The 18,381-nt window shown below is 56.8% G+C and carries 15 protein-coding genes; 2 read left to right on the top strand and 13 right to left on the bottom strand.

The window, feature by feature from the left end; all coding sequences use genetic code 11:
- Positions 1 to 234 precede the first annotated feature (234 nt).
- Positions 235 to 1,569: an excinuclease ABC subunit UvrC gene (locus tag WHS88_08280; GenBank protein MEJ5260169.1), complete on the top strand. Its 1,335-nt coding sequence runs from the start codon at positions 235 to 237 to the stop codon at positions 1,567 to 1,569.
- A gap of 9 nt (positions 1,570 to 1,578) precedes the next feature.
- On the opposite strand, the gene WHS88_08275 is transcribed toward WHS88_08280, so the two are convergent.
- The 9 genes from WHS88_08275 to WHS88_08235 all read right to left on the bottom strand — a co-directional run bounded on the left by WHS88_08275 (position 1,579) and on the right by WHS88_08235 (position 13,923).
- Positions 1,579 to 2,601, bottom strand: a complete 1,023-nt coding sequence (locus WHS88_08275; GenBank protein MEJ5260168.1) for an SO_0444 family Cu/Zn efflux transporter — start codon at positions 2,599 to 2,601, stop codon at positions 1,579 to 1,581.
- 58 nt (positions 2,602 to 2,659) lie between these two features.
- Positions 2,660 to 4,891, bottom strand: coding sequence for a S41 family peptidase (locus WHS88_08270; GenBank protein ID MEJ5260167.1), 2,232 nt, complete (start codon positions 4,889 to 4,891; stop codon positions 2,660 to 2,662).
- Positions 4,892 to 4,971: 80 nt separating this feature from the next.
- Positions 4,972 to 6,891: an RNA polymerase sigma factor RpoD gene (gene rpoD, locus WHS88_08265; GenBank protein MEJ5260166.1), complete on the bottom strand. Its 1,920-nt coding sequence runs from the start codon at positions 6,889 to 6,891 to the stop codon at positions 4,972 to 4,974.
- Between the two features lie 45 nt (positions 6,892 to 6,936).
- Positions 6,937 to 8,730: a DNA primase gene (gene dnaG, locus WHS88_08260; GenBank protein MEJ5260165.1), complete on the bottom strand. Its 1,794-nt coding sequence runs from the start codon at positions 8,728 to 8,730 to the stop codon at positions 6,937 to 6,939.
- Between the two features lie 282 nt (positions 8,731 to 9,012).
- Positions 9,013 to 9,696: an HAD family phosphatase gene (locus tag WHS88_08255; GenBank protein ID MEJ5260164.1), complete on the bottom strand. Its 684-nt coding sequence runs from the start codon at positions 9,694 to 9,696 to the stop codon at positions 9,013 to 9,015.
- Positions 9,697 to 9,753: 57 nt separating this feature from the next.
- Complete coding sequence (locus tag WHS88_08250; GenBank protein ID MEJ5260163.1) at positions 9,754 to 11,559, bottom strand: acyl-CoA dehydrogenase family protein; 1,806 nt, start codon at positions 11,557 to 11,559, stop codon at positions 9,754 to 9,756.
- A 36-nt stretch (positions 11,560 to 11,595) separates the two neighbouring features.
- Positions 11,596 to 12,624 (bottom strand): electron transfer flavoprotein subunit alpha/FixB family protein, encoded by a 1,029-nt coding sequence (locus WHS88_08245; protein ID MEJ5260162.1) that lies wholly within the window; start codon positions 12,622 to 12,624, stop codon positions 11,596 to 11,598.
- A 42-nt stretch (positions 12,625 to 12,666) separates the two neighbouring features.
- A complete protein-coding gene (locus WHS88_08240) occupies positions 12,667 to 13,554 on the bottom strand; it encodes an electron transfer flavoprotein subunit beta/FixA family protein (GenBank protein ID MEJ5260161.1) in 888 nt (295 codons plus the stop codon).
- Positions 13,555 to 13,734: 180 nt separating this feature from the next.
- Positions 13,735 to 13,923, bottom strand: a complete 189-nt coding sequence (locus WHS88_08235; protein MEJ5260160.1) for a hypothetical protein — start codon at positions 13,921 to 13,923, stop codon at positions 13,735 to 13,737.
- A 131-nt stretch (positions 13,924 to 14,054) separates the two neighbouring features.
- Here WHS88_08235 and WHS88_08230 point away from each other — a divergent pair, with 131 nt between their 5' ends.
- A complete protein-coding gene (locus WHS88_08230) occupies positions 14,055 to 14,714 on the top strand; it encodes a hypothetical protein (protein ID MEJ5260159.1) in 660 nt (219 codons plus the stop codon).
- On the opposite strand, the gene WHS88_08225 is transcribed toward WHS88_08230, so the two are convergent.
- From WHS88_08225 to WHS88_08210, 4 genes are all read right to left on the bottom strand, one after another.
- A complete protein-coding gene (locus tag WHS88_08225; protein MEJ5260158.1) occupies positions 14,711 to 15,766 on the bottom strand; it encodes a protein arginine kinase in 1,056 nt (351 codons plus the stop codon). The genes WHS88_08230 and WHS88_08225 overlap by 4 nt on opposite strands.
- Complete coding sequence (locus WHS88_08220; GenBank protein MEJ5260157.1) at positions 15,763 to 16,260, bottom strand: UvrB/UvrC motif-containing protein; 498 nt, start codon at positions 16,258 to 16,260, stop codon at positions 15,763 to 15,765. The genes WHS88_08225 and WHS88_08220 overlap by 4 nt, the downstream gene beginning before the upstream one ends.
- Positions 16,261 to 16,329: 69 nt before the next feature.
- The gene (locus tag WHS88_08215; protein ID MEJ5260156.1) at positions 16,330 to 16,686 is read right to left on the bottom strand and encodes a 6-carboxytetrahydropterin synthase; all 357 of its coding nucleotides are present in this window, start codon (positions 16,684 to 16,686) and stop codon (positions 16,330 to 16,332) included.
- 89 nt (positions 16,687 to 16,775) lie between these two features.
- Positions 16,776 to 18,302: a DUF5684 domain-containing protein gene (locus WHS88_08210; GenBank protein MEJ5260155.1), complete on the bottom strand. Its 1,527-nt coding sequence runs from the start codon at positions 18,300 to 18,302 to the stop codon at positions 16,776 to 16,778.
- Positions 18,303 to 18,381: the final 79 nt, after the last annotated feature.

The raw sequence follows: 18,381 nt of genomic DNA, 5'->3' as shown, positions 1-18,381 counted from the left end.
GGCCAGTGACCAGTTATCAGTCATCAGTGAGCAGTTATCAGTCAGCAGTTATCCTACAAATCCATTTGCTTTTCTCTTTCGGTGCCTTTTTTCTTTCCTTTCCTAATCCGTGTCATCGGTGAAATCCGTGGTGAATTGTTTCGGATTTCGAGATTTGAATTTCGTATTTCATGCTTCGGATTTCCGTTTCCTCCGACTCCCTTTGAGGCCTGCGGTCTGGTATAATCTTCTCCGATGGCGCTTTCAGAAGACAAACTGCAGGCCCTGCGGGAGAAAATCCGCACGTTTCCCACGGGACCGGGGCTGTATTTTATGAAGGATGCCGAGGAGAAGGTGCTCTATATCGGCAAGGGCAAGAATCTCCGCGCGCGGGTGAGCAGCTACTTTCAGCCCGGGGCCAATCTGGCCGAGACCCGCGGCCCGTGGATAGCCGAGATGCTCAGCCGGGTGGCGGATGTGGACTATCTGGAAACGGCCGGCGAGGCGGAGGCCATTCTGCAGGAGGCCCGCCTGATTAAGGACATTCACCCGCCGTATAATACGGATTTAAAGGATTCCAAGACCTTTCCCTATCTGGAAATCACAACGCGCGAAGATTTCCCGGGTGTCTATATCACGCGCAGTCCCAACCCCCGCAGCCGGCTGTTCGGGCCGTTTACGGCCGTGCGCGACCTGCGGCAGGTGCTGGGGCTTCTGCAGAAGATTTTTCTGTTTCGCACGTGCACGCTGGAGATTCGCTCGGATGACCCGAAGCGGCGGTTTTTCCGGCCGTGCCTTTTGTATCATATCCGCCAGTGCACCGCACCGTGTGCGGACAAGGTCAGCCGCGAGGATTACCGCCGGCAGATACGCGATTTGATTCGGTTTCTGGGCTCGAAGCGCTCGTCGTATATTGAGGGGCTCCGCCGGCGGATGCAGGAGGCCTCGAAGCGGCAGGATTTCGAAGAAGCGGCCCGGCTGCGGGACCGGATTCGGCTTTTGGAGAATCTGGACAAACGCGGCACCGTGGAGGAGCACGTGCAGCCGGAGGTATTCTTTCAGGACCCGACGGAGGCGCTGGAAAAACTTCAGCATCTGCTCAAAAGCCCGCAGCCGATCCGGATTATTGAGGGGTTTGATATTGCCCATCTGGCCGGCAGCGAGACGGTCGGGGCGATGGTGCAGTTCATCGACGGCAAGCCGTTTAAGGAGGGCTATCGGCGGTTTCGCATCCGGGCGGCGGGCTCCTCGGATGACTTTGCGGCGATGGCGGAGGTCATCAGCCGGCGGTATAGACACGCGCTGGCGGGCGAGGAGCTCTGGCCGGATTTGGTGCTGATTGACGGCGGGCTCGGGCAGCTGCACGCGGCCGAAGAGGCCCTGCGGACGATGGGGGCGCCGATGCCGAATCTGGCGGCGATTGCCAAGAGGGAGGAGCTGATTTATCTGCCGGGCCGCACGGAGCCGCTGCGGCTGTCGGCGGTGTCGCCGGTGCGAAAGCTGCTTCAGTACGTCCGCGATGAGGCGCATCGGTTTGCACAGCATTATCATCATATCCTGCGTCGAAAGAAGATGCTGGAGGAGGAGTAGCCCGGCGGGCTATTCGGCTTTTCGGGCGTATTTGCGGGCGATTCCGACCAGCAGAAGCGCCAGCAGGATGAGGGCGGACAGATGGCCCGCCCATGCCGGCAGGGCGGTGCTGTGATGGTGCATCATTTCTACGGCTTTTTGGCGGGGCAGGAAGGCATCGACAATCAGTCCGCTTGCCAGGGCACAGGATGCGGCGGAAAACAGATACAGCAGAGCGGACCGCGGGCCGAGCACACCCCAGAGTGTCGAGAGTCCTGCGGCGTTGGTGGCCGGACCGGTCATCAGGAAGACCAGGGCTGCACCGGGAGAAAGGCCCTTGGCAATCAGAGCGGCGGCAATCGGCACCGAAGCGGTGGCGCAGACGTAAATCGGGATGCCGACGAACATCATTGCAATCATGGCCAGCAGATTGCTGCCGGCGGCCAGACGGACGGCGAACAGGTCATCGGGCACCCAGACGGAGATGGCGGCGGCGATGCACAGGCCGATGAGCATCGGCAGACCGATGTCGGTCGGCAGGGTCACAAAGCCGTGGCGAAGCATCCGTTTCCATTTGGGCGGTTTCTTTTCATTTTTGGAGCAGCAGTCGTCCGAGCAGGCTTTGGAGGAGTTCGCCGCGCCGCTGTCGGCCGGGTCAAAGAGATTGACCAGTCCGCCGCCCAAGAGGCCGGTCAGAAACGCCGCGATGGGACGCAGAACGGCAAAAAAGGGCCCCAGCAGGGAATAGGTCACGAAGATGCTGTCCACACCGGTTTGCGGCGTGGACAAAAGAAACGACACGGCCGCCCCGCGCCCGGCGCCGTGTTTGTACAGCGACATCGTGACCGGAATCACGCCGCAGGAGCACAGCGGCAGGGGAATGCCGAACAGCGAGGCCTTGACGACCGCGCCGAAACCGCGTCCGCCCAGATGCCGTTCCACCAGGGCGGGCGAAATCCAGATGCTCAGCAAACCTGCCGCAAAAAAACCGAACAGCAGATAGGGAGACATCTGGGCCAGTGTGGACCAAAATGCCTGTATAAAATCCGTCATACGGCGACTTTCTCTTTTTTATTTTCTCTTTTTTCTACGCCTGCAGGCCCGGAATGTTTCACAGATTCGGGTCGGCGGCGGAAGCGGACACAGGCACATTCGGGGCCGGCGGGGAGAGCAGAGGAAATTCAGCGGCCAGGATTTTGGCTTTGACGATAGTCAGGCCGGCGGCCAGCGGCGGGTCGGAGCTGACGAGCTCCTCCAGCAGCGGCAGAAGGTCCTGCTGAATCTGCGGGGGGCTTTTGTCCTGGGTTTCACGGAAGAATTGCTCGAGATTGCGGCGGGCCTGGCGGGCCTTTTCCAGCTGCGGTTCACCGGTTTCCACAAGGACATCCGGCAGCAGACCCCAGTCGGTTCGGTTCTGTTTGAGCCGCTGATAGCGATTGGGAACCTCCCGCCCGTCGGACAGCTGATAGATGCCGCGGGTGTATTTGAGCCGGCAGCCGTTCGGAAGGGTTTCGACCTCCTGAACCGTGCCTTTGCCGTAAGTGCGGGTTCCGACCAGAACGGCGCGGGAGGCGTGCGGAGCGGCCAGGGCGCCGGCCAGGATTTCCGCCCCGCTGGCGGTGCCTTCATCCACCAGAACGGCCATCGGGATATCCGGCGGAAGCGCGCCGGCGGCGGCCGTGATTTCCTGCTCGATGCCCTCCCGTGTGCAGGTTCGCACAATAATGCCGTTTTCGAGGAACAGGTCTGCGACGCCGACGGCCGCATCGAGCAGTCCGCCGCTGTTGGAGCGAAGGTCCAGCAGCAGGCCGCGCAGCCCGTTGGCGTGAAGTTTTTCCAGAATCTGCTGCAGGGTCTGTGCGGTGTCTTTTCGAAAACCGCTCAGCCGAATATAGGCGATGCGCGGATCGGCATCAATCTGATAGGCGCTCAGACCGTCGTTGGTTTTCAGGGGCTGCTCGAGCGGGGATGTGTTGCCGTGCAGCGAGGGCAGAACAATTTTGCGGCGAAGAAGCGTGACCGTCTGCTCTTGTTCCTGCCGTCGGATGGTCAGGGAAACGGCGGTGCCTGCCGGTCCGGAAATCAGGCGGACGGCACAGTCGAGGGACAGCGGTTCCGTCGGGGTCCCGTCCACGGCGGTGACGACATCGCCCACCTGCAGCCGGCCGGATTCCTCTGCGGGAGATTTGGGAACGATTTCGATGATGGTCAGCCGGCCGTCCTGGCGGGCAATCCGAATGCCCACGCCGGCGAATTCTCCGCTCATCTGTTTGTCAAAATCTTCGCTTCGGGCGGGCCAGACAATTTCAGTGTAAGGGTCCAGTTCCTCAAAGACGGCTTCCGCGAGCAGCTGCACGAGGAAACCTTCCGGCAGCCGAAGGGTCGAGCGGTTCAGGTCCAGCAGGGCGCGGATTTGTTCGAGAAAGGCCGGGAGGTCAGTTGGGGGCTGGGGTGAAGATTCCTGCAAATTGTTCAGCTGCTGATTCCAGGCGGTCAGCGTATTGGGGTCTGGGGTATAAAGAAAATCCTTTCGTCCGGAGGCGAGCACCTCCCCAAGGTGCCGGGCGCAGGTGAGAACCCGGCGGCTAAGGGCCGAATAATTCAGAGGAATGAAATATTTTTGGTCGAGCCGGCGGAGGGCTTCAAAGAAGATGTCGGCCTCGACAGCGGCGTAGGGGTCGCTCTGCCCCGGGCAAAGAGAGGCGGTGAGTTTTTTCTCAACGGCGATTTTGGACAGCAGGTCGGCTTTTTCCTGCTGCAGAGCCGGATTGTCGGAGTCGGCGGCCAGGAGCACCCGCAGACCGGTCCGCCAGGCCTTTTCATATTCGCCCTGTGACTGCAGGCGAAGGATGTTTCGGCGGATTGCTTCGGTTAGTGAAACGACAAAGGGATCGGACAGAAAATCGGCCCTGTCCGGATTGTCTTTTCGGCTCTGAATCAGCAGAGAAAGGATTTCCTCCGGACGCGCGGAGAGCTGATTGGGGTCGCTCCGAATCTGTTCGATTCTCTGGTGCAGTTTCTCGAGGGCCTGCTGATTCTGCCGCCGCCAGTCCTCCTGAAAGGTCTTATAGCGGGCCAGGAGCGTGCGGAGATTCCGATGAAAGTCCTCCTCCCGCCGGCCGGACCGCTCGAGCAGTGACAGGGCGGTTTCAAAATCGCCCTTATCCACATAGCCCATCAGGAGCGTTCGTTCCGCCTGCTGAAGGGAAAAGGGTTCAGCGGTTTGGCGGGAGGGGCAATTGCAGTCGTTTTCCACCCCGGCCGCAGCGCAAAGCATCGCTTCTGCTGCAGTCAGCAGCAGGATGCATCTGAGCCGGAATATCCGCCCTTTTTTGTTTTGCATAGATTTTCTGCCGATACACAGTCCGCCGGAAAGCAAAGGTTCGGATGCGGGAAGGCAGCGGTTTCCGCGGTCCGTTCATCTCATGCGGACGGGTCCGGCGGCAGCGAAGGTTTGCCGTCCAGAAATCCTTCCAGCCGGCGGGAGCGGACCGGATGCTGGAGTTTCCGGATGGCCTTGGCCTCTACCTGCCGGACACGCTCCCGGGTGACCTTGAAAATTCGCCCGACCTCTTCGAGGGTATAAGTGTATCCGTCTCCGATGCCGTAGCGGAGCTTGATGATTTCCCGCTCGCGGTACGTGAGAGTTTTGAGGACCTCGTCGATTCGTTCCTTGAGCATTTCCTGCGCCGCGGACTGGACAGGGGATTCGACGCTTTCATCTTCGATAAAGTCGCCGAAGTAGCTGTCTTCGCTTTCGCCGATGGGCCGGTCGAGGCTGAACGGATGCTTGCTGATTTTCATCACGCGGCGCGTCTCGGCGATGGACATCTTGGCTTCTTCAGCGATTTCTTCGATGGTGGGTTCGCGTCCGAGCTTCTGCAGCAGATTCTTGCTGATGGTGCGCAGTTTGCTCATCGTCTCAATCATATGGACGGGGATGCGGATGGTGCGGGCATGGTCGGCGATGGCGCGGGTGATGGCCTGACGAATCCACCAGGTGGCGTAGGTGCTGAACTTGTAGCCGCGCCGATACTCGTATTTGTCCACGGCCCGCATCAGGCCCGTGTTGCCTTCCTGAATAATGTCCAGAAAGCTCAATCCGCGGTTGCGGTATTTCTTGGCGATGGAGACCACCAGACGCAGGTTGCCGCCGGCCAGCCGACGCTTGGCGTCTTCATACTGGGAGAAGACTGCTCGAATGGCCCGCAGACGCTTGGACAGCTGCCGCGGCGTCTCCAGCACCAGTTCCTGCAGCCCCTGCAGCTCCTGCTTCATCGCGCGGATGTCTTCTTCGCTGTGGTCGCGGCTGGGGCCGGCCTCGATGGCGGCCTGCAGCTGGAGCATCTTGGAGTGGATGCCCTCCAGTTTTTTCATCATCGGCTGGATGCGGCTGGTCCGCAGCGAAAGCTCCTCCAGCAGCGTGGCAATTTTGCGGCGGTTGCGGTGAATCTGACGGATGTATTTTTTGGCCTCATCGAGGGACGAACAGGCCATCGAGGCGGCAAAAAGCTCCTGATTGCGGTTCAGCAGCTTGGTGACGGTCTCGAGGTTCTGCGGCATCCGATTTTTCACGAAGGCGCGGACCTCGGATTCGCCGCTGCCCATTTTCATCGTTCGGTCAAAAGGCAGAGAGCCGTCATCAACCTGCTGGAGGATTTCGACGGCGTGCCGGGCGCAGTAGTCGCACTCGAGAACCTTGCGGCGGAAGGCCAGCCGGGTGAACTCGATTTTACGGGCCAGACTGATTTCCTCCTCCCGCGTCAGCAGGGGGATTTCGCCCATCTGGGTCAGATACATCCGCACCGGGTCGTCGATGCGGCGGCCCTCTCCTTCCTCCAGATGGTCCTCCAGGAGCAGGTCTTCATCGATTTCCGCCTCTTTGGCAAATTCTTCGTCGGTTTCCTCCCGGGCTTCTTTCCGATGACGCGGCAGGTCTGTCTCGTCGATGAGCTGCACACCGGCTTCGTCGAGCGTCATCAGCAGGTTGTCCAGCCGGGCCGGGCTGATGACCTCATCGGGCAGGTCGTCATTGATTTCTTCGTAGGTTAAGTATCCTTTTTCTTTTCCTTTTCGAATGATGGCGGCGATGCGCTCTTCAATCAGACGAATCCGGTCGGGCTGGTCGCTTTCCCGGCCGTCTCCCTGCGGAATCGGCAGGGAAGGCGGGTTCGGCTCCGCATCGTCGAGCGGGCTGTCCGCATCGGCTTCGGGCAGCTCATCATCCGTATCCGGAATGGCGTCGAGCGCCTCGTCGATTTCAGGGTCTTCATCCCCGAATTCGTCCGTCAGGTCAAAAATCTCGTCCGGGTTCTCCTCGTGTCTGTATTTCTTGGGCTGCATGGAACTCCTGTTCGTTTTCTGTGTCCGGCGTCCGGTTGTTCCATTTTACAATTTCAAGATACCGGAGCGCGGGTTTCCTTTCTGGGTTCTTGCTATTTCATCGACTTTTCGCAGGGCCTGGTCATCGCTGCCTGTGGCGGCGGCTTTGAAGGCCTCTTTTTCCCGAATCCGCAGGTCTTCCCGCAAAACCTCCAGGGCTTTGTGAAGACGTGAGCGGAGGTGTCCGGTCTGCTGTCCTTCTTCATACAGCTGCACAATTGTCTGGGCCGTCTGGGGCGATTCAAAATGCCCGCACAGCTGAGCAATTGTGGGCTCCAGCCCGTCGCAAAGGGCGGTCAAAAGGACATCCGCAATTTCTTTAAGTATCGGCTCCGTAAAGAGTTCCGATTGAATTTTTCCCTCCTCTTCGGCCATCAGGCCCGGCTCATTCAGAAGGGCCCGAAGGACTTCCCGCTGTGCCTCTATAATATAATGAACGGAAGAGGGATTTTTCGGTTCATCCGGATTGGAAATTTCACTTTTTTTGATGATTTTTTTCAGTTCGGCCTCAATTCGGCTGACCGGAACATTCAGGAGACTGCTCAGTCGGCTCAGCAGGATCGTCCGGGAAATGGTGTCGATTTTTCCGGTGGTAATGCCGGCGGCCACATGCTGGAGAAAGGTGCGGGCGGCCTCGGCGCGGTCCCTCAAGGTGTCGCTTTGTTCAACTTGTTCCTGAAGACGCTTCCAGGAATACTCAAAAATATCCTGGGCGTTGTCCAGAACCCTTTTGAAGGCCTCCGGTCCGGCCTGGAGAATGTAATCACAGGGGTCTTTTCCTTCCGGGACAAAGGCCATCCGGATATCGATTTTTTCGGAAAGGCAGATTTCCAGGGCCCGCTCCGCCGCGGCTCGGCCGGCCGTGTCGCTGTCAAAAAGCAGAATGATTCGTTTGGCAAACCGGCGGAGCAGATGGGCATGTCCTTCCGTAAAGCTGGTGCCGAGTGTGGCAACAACGTTTCGGATGCCGTGCTGGTGCGCCATCAGGGCATCTGTGTAGCCCTCGACGACCACGGCGGTTCCGCTTTCGACGACGGCATGCCGGGCCTGATACAGTCCGTAAAGGCAGCGGCTTTTGTCGAAAAGAAGGGTGCTCGGCGAATTCATGTATTTGGCGGGGTCGTTGGCCAATGTGCGTCCGCCGAAACCGATAACACGTCCGCTGACGTCCAGAATGGGGAACATCAGGCGATTGCGGAATTTGTCATACACGCCCCCGGTGTCTTTAGGCACAGAAAGGCCGGCGGAAACAAGAAGAGCCGATTTTATCTTTGCGATGGCGGCCCTGGCGGTCAGGTCATCCCAGCTGTCCAAAGCCAGACCGAGATTCCATTGTCGTGCAATGTCTTTGGCGATTTTGCGTTGTTCCAGATATTGTCGAGCCGCCGCGCCTTTTTCCGGATGCCAGAGATTCTGCTGCCAGACCTGCATCGCCCATCGATTGATTCTGGCAAGGGTTTCCGCGCTGGGTTCATTTCCGGCGGATTGCCGCTTTTTCCAGGAAGGGTCCAGGGCGATCCCCGCCCGCTGGGCAAGGCGCTCAACCGCCTGTGGGAAGGTCAGATTTTCCCGCATTTGGACAAACTTCAGGACATCGCCGCCTGCCCCGCAGGCAAAGCATTTAAAAATCTGCTTGGCGGGGCTGACATAGAGACTCGGCCGATGGTCACTGTGAAATGGACATAACCCAACCAGTTCCTTGCCTTTCTTGTCGAGGCGAAGGTGTTCAGAGACCACATCGACAATGTCGTTGGCCTGCTGAATTCGGCTTATCAAACTGTAATCAAAAGAGCCGGCCAATTGCGTTACGTTCTTTCAATGCATCAAACAAATTCCACTCTGTTAAAAACAAAAAAATACCGCTTCTTCTCTTCAGAAACGTTTAATTCCGGAGATGCGGAAATGAAAAGACGTCGAAAAGAGAACAAATAAGTATAGTCAAGATAACGGAAAAGTCAAGTCAAGGTGTCTTAAGCCCTTGTTTTTAACAGGGATAAGTTGTGTTATTTTTGTGTGAGACATCTGGCAAAAGAGAAAGACGGGGTGAAACAAATAGTTGCACTATAAAGATAAAACGGATATTTATTTACACATATCCCGGAGGTCGTCGATGGTCAGTTCTTCCAGAGAAGAGACAACTCGTTCGGCTTTCTCCCTGAGCTGCTCGGCCGGATAGGTATTGGTGACGGCGACTCGATGCATTCCGGCGGCGGCCGCGGCGGCCAGACCCCAATGGGAATCTTCAATGACAACACATTCGCCGGGCTGAATCGGCTGGGATTGCTTTTGGTTGAGTTTTTTCAGGGCCAGAAGGTAGCCTTCGGGGTCCGGTTTGCCTTTTTTCACGTCTTCCGCTGTGACCATTACATCAAAGGCATTGAGCAGGTCGCTGCCGGCCAGCATTTGTTCAATATCCTCCCGCAGCGCCCCCGAACAGACGGCTCGTCGGATGTTGTGCGCTTTGAGGGTTTCGATGAGCGTTTCCACCCCGTCGAGGATAGCGGTTTCCTCCCGTGCCAGCTGCTTGAACAGCTCAGCTTTTTGACGAGCCATCTGGTGAATCTGCTCCGGCGTCAGATTCATCCTGTAGTCTTCAGAGACGGCCTGAATGTTTTCGATGTCAGTGTAGCCGAGATATTTCTGCCAGTGAACTTCTTTGGGGACGGAAACGCCGTATTTTTCGAAGATCTGATTGAGCGCCTTGTAATGCAGAAACTCCGAATCGGCGATGACACCGTCAAAATCAAAGATTACGGCTCTGAGCATCGTCCCGTTTTCTCCCTGTTCACCGTCGAGCTGACCTGCCGTCCCGCCCCGGCGCTGTTATCCGAGTTCAGGAACCGGCCCGGCGAGAACCTCATATTCTTTGAACGTGGATTTGTCGCCGGAGCAGACTTCTTCGGCCCAGGCGCGGATTTTGGGAGCATTGCGTGTGATGTACCGCCGTGCCAGCATCAGTTTTCGCTCGGTCATCGGAACGGTTTTTCCGGAGCCGTTGGAGGCATCATCGGCGATGGGCACCTGCATCTGGACGCGGCTGGAGGCCTGTCCGCAGAGCAGATAGCCGTTAATCAGTGCAATGGCGATGTCCACCAGCTGTCGTCCGAACAAATCCATATAATCAACGCCGGCTTCCTTGACGAAGGCGACGGCCTTGAACAGCTGCTGCGTTCCCTCCGCCAGCAGGTCCAGCAGATCCCTGACGGAATCCGCATAGGGCAGAGCGGCCAGTTCGGCCAGATATTTTTCACAGGCCCCGCCGCACACACCGCGGACGGCCGCCACAATCTGCAGCTGGCTGGTGCCTTCGTAGATGGTGGTGATGCGGGCGTCGCGAGCCAGCCGTTCGCAGGCATAATCGCGCATGTATCCGCTTCCGCCGAGCACCTGAATGGTGTCATATGTGACGCGGTTGCACATCTCGGAGCAGTAATATTTGCTCATCGGCGTCAGCATGGCCGCGATGCGCTTGATGGTGCGCAGCCGCTGTTTGGCTTCTTTCTGGGCTTCGGGCGATTCGGTCGGGTCCTCGCTGATTTTGGTCAGGCCGACCTCGTGATCCACGATGCGGCTGGTTTCATAGAGCAGGGCTCTTCCCGCCTCAATCTGGGTTTTCATGTCGATGACCATATCCCGCACGGCGGGCAGTTTTTCGATGGGGCCGCCGAACTGCTTGCGGCTGTGGGCGTAATCGCGGGCGATGCGGTAGGCCGCTTCGGCAATGCCCATCGACTGGGCGGCGATGCCGATGCGGGCGCCGTTCATCAGGCTCATCACATATGTTACCAGCCCGCGCTGGCGTTCGCCGATAAGCCGGCAGGGCGTATTGTCAAAGAACAGCTCGCAGGTGGGCGAGCCGTGAATGCCGAGTTTGTCCTCCAGCCGGCGAACCCGCACGGTGGGGCCTCGTTCGCACAGGAACAGACTCAGGCCCAGACCGCCGCTGCGGTCCGGTTCGGAGCGGGCCAGCACCAGCAGCACCTCGCCGCAGCCGTTGGTAATGAATCGCTTGACACCGTGCAGATACCAGTTGCCCTGGGCATCCTGAAAGGCCCGCAGCTTGCAGGCCTGCAGGTCGGAGCCGGCATCGGGCTCGGTCAGGACCATCGCGCCGGTGACCTTGCCGGCAGCGAACTGCGGCAGATATTGCCGTTTGATTTCTTCATCTGCGAAGAAGTTGATGGTCTCAGCGATGCCCTGCAGACCGAACAGGTTCATCAGGGATGCATCGGCCCGGGAGACGATTTCGATGGCCGCCGAGTACACCAGACTGGGGAAATTCAGTCCGCCGTATTCGTGAGGCAGCGTAAAGCCCATCACATCGGCTTTGGCCAGGGCCTGAAGGGATTCGGCGATGCCGTCGGCGTATTTAACGGTGCCGTTTTCCAGCAGGGTGCTTCCCTGCCGGTCGATTCCCTCGCTGCGGGGGGCGATAAAGTCGGCGCTGAGCTGGCCCAGGGCGTCCAGAACGAGGTCGTAGTTGGTGACGGCCTCCTGGGCGTTGGCAGGGGCGGTATCAAATTTGCCGGCGAAGCGGAACCCCCGCTCCATAAAGTTGGCCAGCTCGCCCAAATCAATATGCTTCATCAGGAACTGAATGTCGTCATTATCTCGATAAAAATTGCCCATCTGTTCTTCCTCAAAACAGGCGTTGGTTGTTTGAATTTATACTTTTTCCCGGATGGCCTTAATCATCATCGGAACGACCTGATTCAAATCGCCGAGAATTTTGTAGTGGGCGATCTGAAAGATGGGGGCCTCCGGGTCATTGTTGATCGCAATAATTTTCTGGCTGCCGCTCATTCCGGCCTGGTGCTGAATGGCCCCGCTGATGCCGACGGCGATGTACAGTACCGGACGGACGGTAGTGCCGGTCTGTCCGACCTGATGGTCGCGGTCGATAAAGCCCAGGTCCACCGCGGCTCGGGTGGCGGCGGGGGCCCCGCCCAGACAGTGGGCCAGGTCCCAGATAAGTTTGAAGTTTTCTTTGCTGCCGACCCCGGCGCCGCCGGCCACGATAATGCGGGAGGCCTTCAGATTGACCTTTTTGGGCTGGCGGTGTTCGGCCAGAATCTCCAGCATCAGGTCGTCCGGCAGCAAAGAGATGTTTTCGCGAACGATTTGGGCCTTGCGGCGTCCGTCCGGTTCGGGCATGGGCATCACGCCTTCGCGAACGGTGGCCATCTGCGGCCAGCGGTCGTAGTTGATAATCGTGGCGATAATGTTGCCGCCGAAGGCCGGACGAATCTGCAGGAGCAGGTTCTCATAGACCTTGCCGGTGCTGGGGATTTCGTGCCGTCCAATCTGCAGGTCCGTGCAGTCGGCAGTCAGTCCCGCCTTCAGGGCGCTGGCCACACGCGGGGCCAGGTCGCGTCCGACCGGCGTAGCTCCATAGAGCATAATCTGTGGTTTGTGTTTGTGAATCAGCTCGTCCAGAACCTTGGCATAGGAGCTGGTCTGGTAATGATTCAGCAGGGGGTGTTCGGCCAGATAGACCTTGTCGGCGCCGTATTGACCGAGCCGAACGCAGAGGGGCTCGACGCGGTCTCCGAGCAGGACCGCCGCCAGCGGAACTTTCAGCTGGTCGGCCAGTTGACGTCCTTTGCTGAGCAGTTCAATGGAGGTGTCTTCGAGCGTGCCGGCATGCTGCTCGGCAAACACCCATACTTCACCCTGTTTGTTGACTTCTATCATCTCTGATTATCCTTGTTTGCTGAATCTGATTGATACGTCAATTTATCCGATGGTATGGTCCACGATGAGTTCGTGAATCATCGCCTCAATGGCTTCCTGAGTCGGCTCGACGGATTTGGTTTCCTTGGCGGTGAGCACGACACTTTGAATGCGGTGGACTTTGGTGGGCGAGCCGTCGCGTCCGCACCACTTCAGGTCGGCGCCGAGGATGTCGAGGTCCCACTGACGGATGAGCAGTCCTTTTTGCTCCAGCTGCCTGCAGACGGCATCAACATCAATTGAGGGGTCCTGCTTGGCCATGGCCTCGATTTCGATACGGCAGCGTGCGGATTTGTATTTCATCAGGCGCTTGGCGGCCGGGATTCTGGGCTCGTTGGCGGTGTCCACGACCGTCAGCAGGACCGGCAGTTTGGTTCGGACTTCCTGCCAGCCGTTTCCGATGCTCCGGCGGGCGGTGATGGTTTTTCCGTTCAGACTGAGAATCTGCTCGGTGTAGGTAATCTGGGGAACTCCCAGTTTTTCTGCTACCTGAGGCCCAACCTGAGCGGTGTCGCCGTCGATGGCCTGCCGGCCGCACAGGACGATATCCGGGTTGAGTTTGCGGACGGCGCAGCTGAGGATATAGCTGGTGGCCAGCGTATCACTGGCGGCGCAGCGTTTGTCTGTAATCAGGATAACGTCGTCAGCTCCGCGATAGAGGGATTGGCGGAGAATTTCGGCTGCTGCCGGAAGTCCCATCGTAATGACGGTGACTTTTCCGCCGTATTGTTCCTTAATTTGAAGGGCCATCTCGAGGGCATTGAGGTCTTCCGGATTGAAAATGGCCGGAAGGGCCGCTCGATTGACGGTGCCGTCTTCGTTCATCGCCTGGCCGGTGATTCGTTTGGTGTCCGGCACTTGTTTTGCAAGCACTACGCAATTATACGCCACGGATTGTCTCCCTGAGCATACAGTTCTCTTTTTCACGTACCAAAAGACAGGATAGTGTAGCCGGGTGATTGAACAAGTCAATCAAAAAAATTGAGGGGAGAGAGGGAAGAAAGGGACAAAGATGGTCTAATAACGACAGTATTCCGCCCGCCTTCAACGGGTGCAGTGTGGAAGCGACCTTCAGCAGACGCCGCTCAAATTCGTCATGACCAGATTGTCATCTTCGAAGCTGGAATGAAGAGCCCGACGCTTTTTTAATTCACTCACGGCGGCTTTTCGGGCGGATTCATTTCCGAAGACGGCAATCAGCAGGAGTATTTCTGTGGATTCGCCGGTCAGATTCAGATGTTCACAATTGGCTGGCCGCATGGGTTCCTCACTGGTTAGGTTTTCTTGTCTATTTTCTTATACGCTTTCTGAGTTAACGAGTTATTAGGAAAGCATTTGGAATTCGCGAAAAGTTATTTCTGCCGGTGTTTTTTTGCCGTATAATGGTCTGCGTGAAAAAGCAAGAGCGCTATTTTCTGATTCAGGGACTGCCGGTTTATTTGGTCCTGCTGATTCTGATTGCGGGGATGGTGATTCTCTATTATCGGAAACTGTCCAAACACGGCAATGAGCCGCTGCCAGTCCTCATCAGCAAGAATCTGCGAGGGTTTCAGCCGCCGTACCAGTCGATTGACGAGGTCATCAACAGCCGAAAGACTTGGGAACCGGTTTTGCCGGACTGGCAGGGCCGACTCTTGCCTGGTTTATCATTTTTTCTGCCGAATGGGGAAATCAGGCAGCTGGAGGATTATCGCGGCCGAGACTGTTTGCTTCTTCTCGGGGCAACCTGGTTCCAGCCGTTTCGGCTCCAGATTAACCAGATATTGCATCTCTTGGAAGGGATGGAGGGGGACAAGCCGTCCGTTCTGGTATTGACGACGGAGTCTTCGGAGAAGATGGAGACCTTTGCGAAGGAGATGTCATTTGCCGCTTTTGATGTTCAAATAGGAAAAATAGACAATCTGCCGGAGCCGTATTCGCTGCCGGATGGATTTCCCTGTCTGTTCTTTATCGATGCTCAAGGTCGGCTGAAACTGGCGGTGGTGGGTCTGATTCCAATCCGGCAGATGGAGGCCGTCTGTCGGCTTCCGCTTCCGGAAAGACCAGATTAGTTTGGGCAAAGGGCTGTTCGGATGATTTGGGCCCGAAGGATATCCCGATGGTCCGGACTGAGGGTGCGTCCTGCCTGCATCTGCAGATGAGCCGGCTGTATGTGCAGGAATAATTCGTTGATTTTTGAAATCGGAATATCCGGGATGCGTCCGGTATGAATCCCCAGCCGCACATGGCTCAGAAGGATAAGCGCCTCCTGCGAGCTGATGAGCCGGGCGCTGCGGAGAATGGCCAAAGACCGATGGATTTTGTCTTCGACGGCTTCCGGATTGTCCTCAAACAGTCTTTGCCGGGCAACCTGTTCATATTCGACGATTTTCGGCACGATATTGCGGGAGAAGTTCTGCACGATTTCCTGTTCGGTTACCCCCAGTGTGACCTGGTTGGACAGCTGGTAAAAATCGCCGACGGCTTCCGAGCCCTCTCCGAAAAGACCGCGGACGGCCAGATTGCAGTCGCGGGCGGCGTTGAAGAACTTTTCAGTCTGGCCGGTCATTTTCAGCCCGGGCAGATGCAGCATGACGGACACCCGGATGCCGGTGCCGAGGTTGGTCGGGCAGGCGGTCAGATAGCCGTAGCGGGGGTGAAAAGCGAATTGGACCTTTGTTTCGAGGTGGTTGTCCACCCGGCTGATGTGCTCGAAGCATTTTTCCAATTGCTGTCCGGAGGCAAAGACCTGCATCCGCAAATGGTCTTCTTCATTAATCATTGCGGAGAAATATTCGTTTTGGGCAATGACAACGCCGCGCGGGCCCTCGCCGCGGGCATGCGGCAGACTGATCAGATAGCGTTCCGCCAGCAGTTCGCGTTCGAGGGCGGAGGCCTCTTCGATGTTAAAGAAAAACAGCGGCTCATCGGCAGGGACCGACAGCAGGGCGGTTTTGAGGGTATCCAGCACTTCCTGCTGCCGAGAGGGAGTCAGGCAGGGTTTGAATTCATAGCCGGCCAGGTTGCGAGCCAGGCGAATCCGCGAGGAAATGACTACATCGGAAGCCGGGCCGCTTTCCTGAAGCCAGGGACTGGGCTGTTTGGACAAATCGCGTATGTTCATTGGAGTTTCCGGATTTCATCGCGCAGACGCGCAGCGGTTTCGTATTGCTCCCGTCGGACGGCCTCTTCAAGTTTGCGCCGCAGCTGGGCCAGACGCATCTGTTTTTCCTGGACCCGGCCGGCATCCGCCGGGACCTTGCCGCAGTGTTCAGACCGGTCATTTTGCGTCCGCAGAATCAGCGGAAGCAGGTTTTTCTCGAAGACATCGTAATCCTGCGGGCAGCCCAGGAGCGTTTCTTTACTGAACCGCTGGAGGGTCATTCCGCAGCTCGGACAGGCCTTCTGCTCCTGCAGACTCGGCGGGGTCCCCGCGGCGGCTTCCGGCGGAACACTCAGCAGCGTTGAAAGAAGCTCATTGAGGGGGATTTGGGTTTGAATGGCCAACCCCTGTTTCTGCGCGCAGGCCTGGCACAGGTGTGTTTCGACACGGTGTCCGTTGGTAATCTCCGTCAGATGAATCGTTGCCGTCTGGGTTTTGCAGCTCTGACAAAGCATAATCTCTCCGTTCTAAGAAGCGGCTGTTTTTCGTATCTTCATCGGTCTTTTTGGCGGCCTTCTGAAGGGTTATTCCTGCATGTACCGGACCGCACAGCCCGGGGCTTCCGTGATTTCGACCCACGCCAGTTTGCCGGGCGAAGGGATTTTCGGAGCCAGCCGGTCGAAAACAAATTTGGCTACCATTTCCGCGGTTGGGTTGACGGAGGCAAACGCCTTGTGTTCCGCAAGCGGCTTGTCGTCCAGGGCTGCCGCAATCTCCTGCAGCAGGGCCCGCAAAACGTGAAAATCAATGCCCATCTGAACCTGATTCAGAACCGGGCACTGGACGGCCGCACGAACCCGCCAAAGATGCGAATGAAGGTCTTCTCGGCCTCCGTCGGCCAGCACAAGACCGTGCGAAGCACGAAATTCTGTTTCTGCCATTATTATATACACGTATTCAGCGTACTCAAGAATCAAAGAAAAAACAAGAAAAACACAGTCGAGAGCGCAAAATTCGCTTTCAAAAGAAGTTAGACATCGTTCTGCGGATAAGCCGATTCGGAAAAGGCCAGGATTGGAAAAAAGATAAACGGCAGGAAAACCAGCCCGAATCCGAAAAGGGTTCCTTTGCCGAATGTCTTGGCGACACTGACGGAAAGATAGAGCAGAAAAAGCAGATGCACAGGAGAACCGATACGGGGAATCCAGAAGCTGACAGCGCAGAGAAAGCCGAGCCATTCGGGTTTTCCGCCGATGCGTGCGAGGACAACAGTATTGTAAATCGGTACGAAAGCGGCCCATCCCGGCTCGCCCGCCTTATCAAAAACGACTGTCATCGAGATAACCGTTGCCAAACCTAACAGCAAAAGGACGATGGTAATCGGACAAGCATATTTTTCTTTTATCCTTTTATACCTTTCAGAGATTTTGGAAAAAGAACGTTCCTGTTTTTGAATCGTCGGGGAAATGAATGCATATTTGCTGACCGTAGCGTCGAGCAGGGAAAGCAATACATTTTGGTCGCTTTGACCTGCCGAGGCCAAAAGTGTACTATTTTCATCGAAAATGGAGATTCCAAAGACCAATCGTTCCACAGAAAGAGTTTCATCATTGTTCTCTATTTCGACAAGGCCAATCCGGATTATGCGCATTCGGTTCGAATCGGACACGGCTGTTGTTTTTGTGATAAAATAGGAAGCGCCGGGTTCAACCCGTGCTTTTTCTATGATGGTTTCGAGGGAGGAGAACCGCCCGATATCCAGGGCGTTTAGAAGAGAGTCTATATCTTGTTCTGACACTTGAATCTGGTCCGGGAACAAATAAATCAACTTTACAGTATCAGATTTTCGATTGAGTTGGGTGACAATAGCCCGGGAAAAATCGACGATCTGCGGATAGTTTTGTGCGGAAGGGGTGTCGGTCGTCTGTTTTAGATTGACGGTGTCCTTTTTTAGCAGGCTTACCACCCAAATGGTTAAGGAAACGACCAGGACGATGCCGATGGATGCGGCAAGGGCGTGAAGCAGAATGGATTTTTGGGGTTTCGGCGGACTGTCAAACAGGGCCGGTTCTTTTTGTTGAACCGGTGGTTCAGGACTGAAAAGGTCGGTATCTTCTTTTGGAGCGGGTTTTTCCTCTAAAAGAATCAATTCTTTCTCGCCTTTTTTGACGGGCTTGGGAGTCGGGACTAAGCAGGCATGTCTGCAGGCCGGACAAGTGAATTTTCTGCCGGCGTAACGGGAAGGAAGGCAGTAGCCCTGTCCGCACGAGCGGCAGGAAAAGCGAAGTATTGGACTGTCAGAAACGGTATTTTCCTGCGCGGGAATTTGGGTGATTTCTCGGCAGGTCGGGCAGGAAACCTCTCGGCCTGCCTGTTCCGCGGGGATTTGATACAAGGCCTTGCAGTGTCCGCAGATGCAGATGATTGGTTTGGCGGATGTCCCCGGGAACGGCACGAGAATCTGTCCGTTGCAGGTTGGACAGAGGGCGGCTTGGCCGGCATAGTGGCTTTCCATCTGAAGGGCTGTTCGGCAATGAGGGCATTTGAAATGAATCACGTTCCGTTCCCACCTCGCTTTTTTTATAGATAAAATGACGGAACATTACTGTATTCTGTTTCTGAAAATTTTTCTATGG

It is taken from the genome of Anaerohalosphaeraceae bacterium, assembly GCA_037479115.1.
Taxonomy (GTDB): Bacteria; Planctomycetota; Phycisphaerae; order Sedimentisphaerales; family Anaerohalosphaeraceae; genus JAHDQI01.
This window is presented reverse-complemented; position numbering and strand designations above follow the sequence as displayed.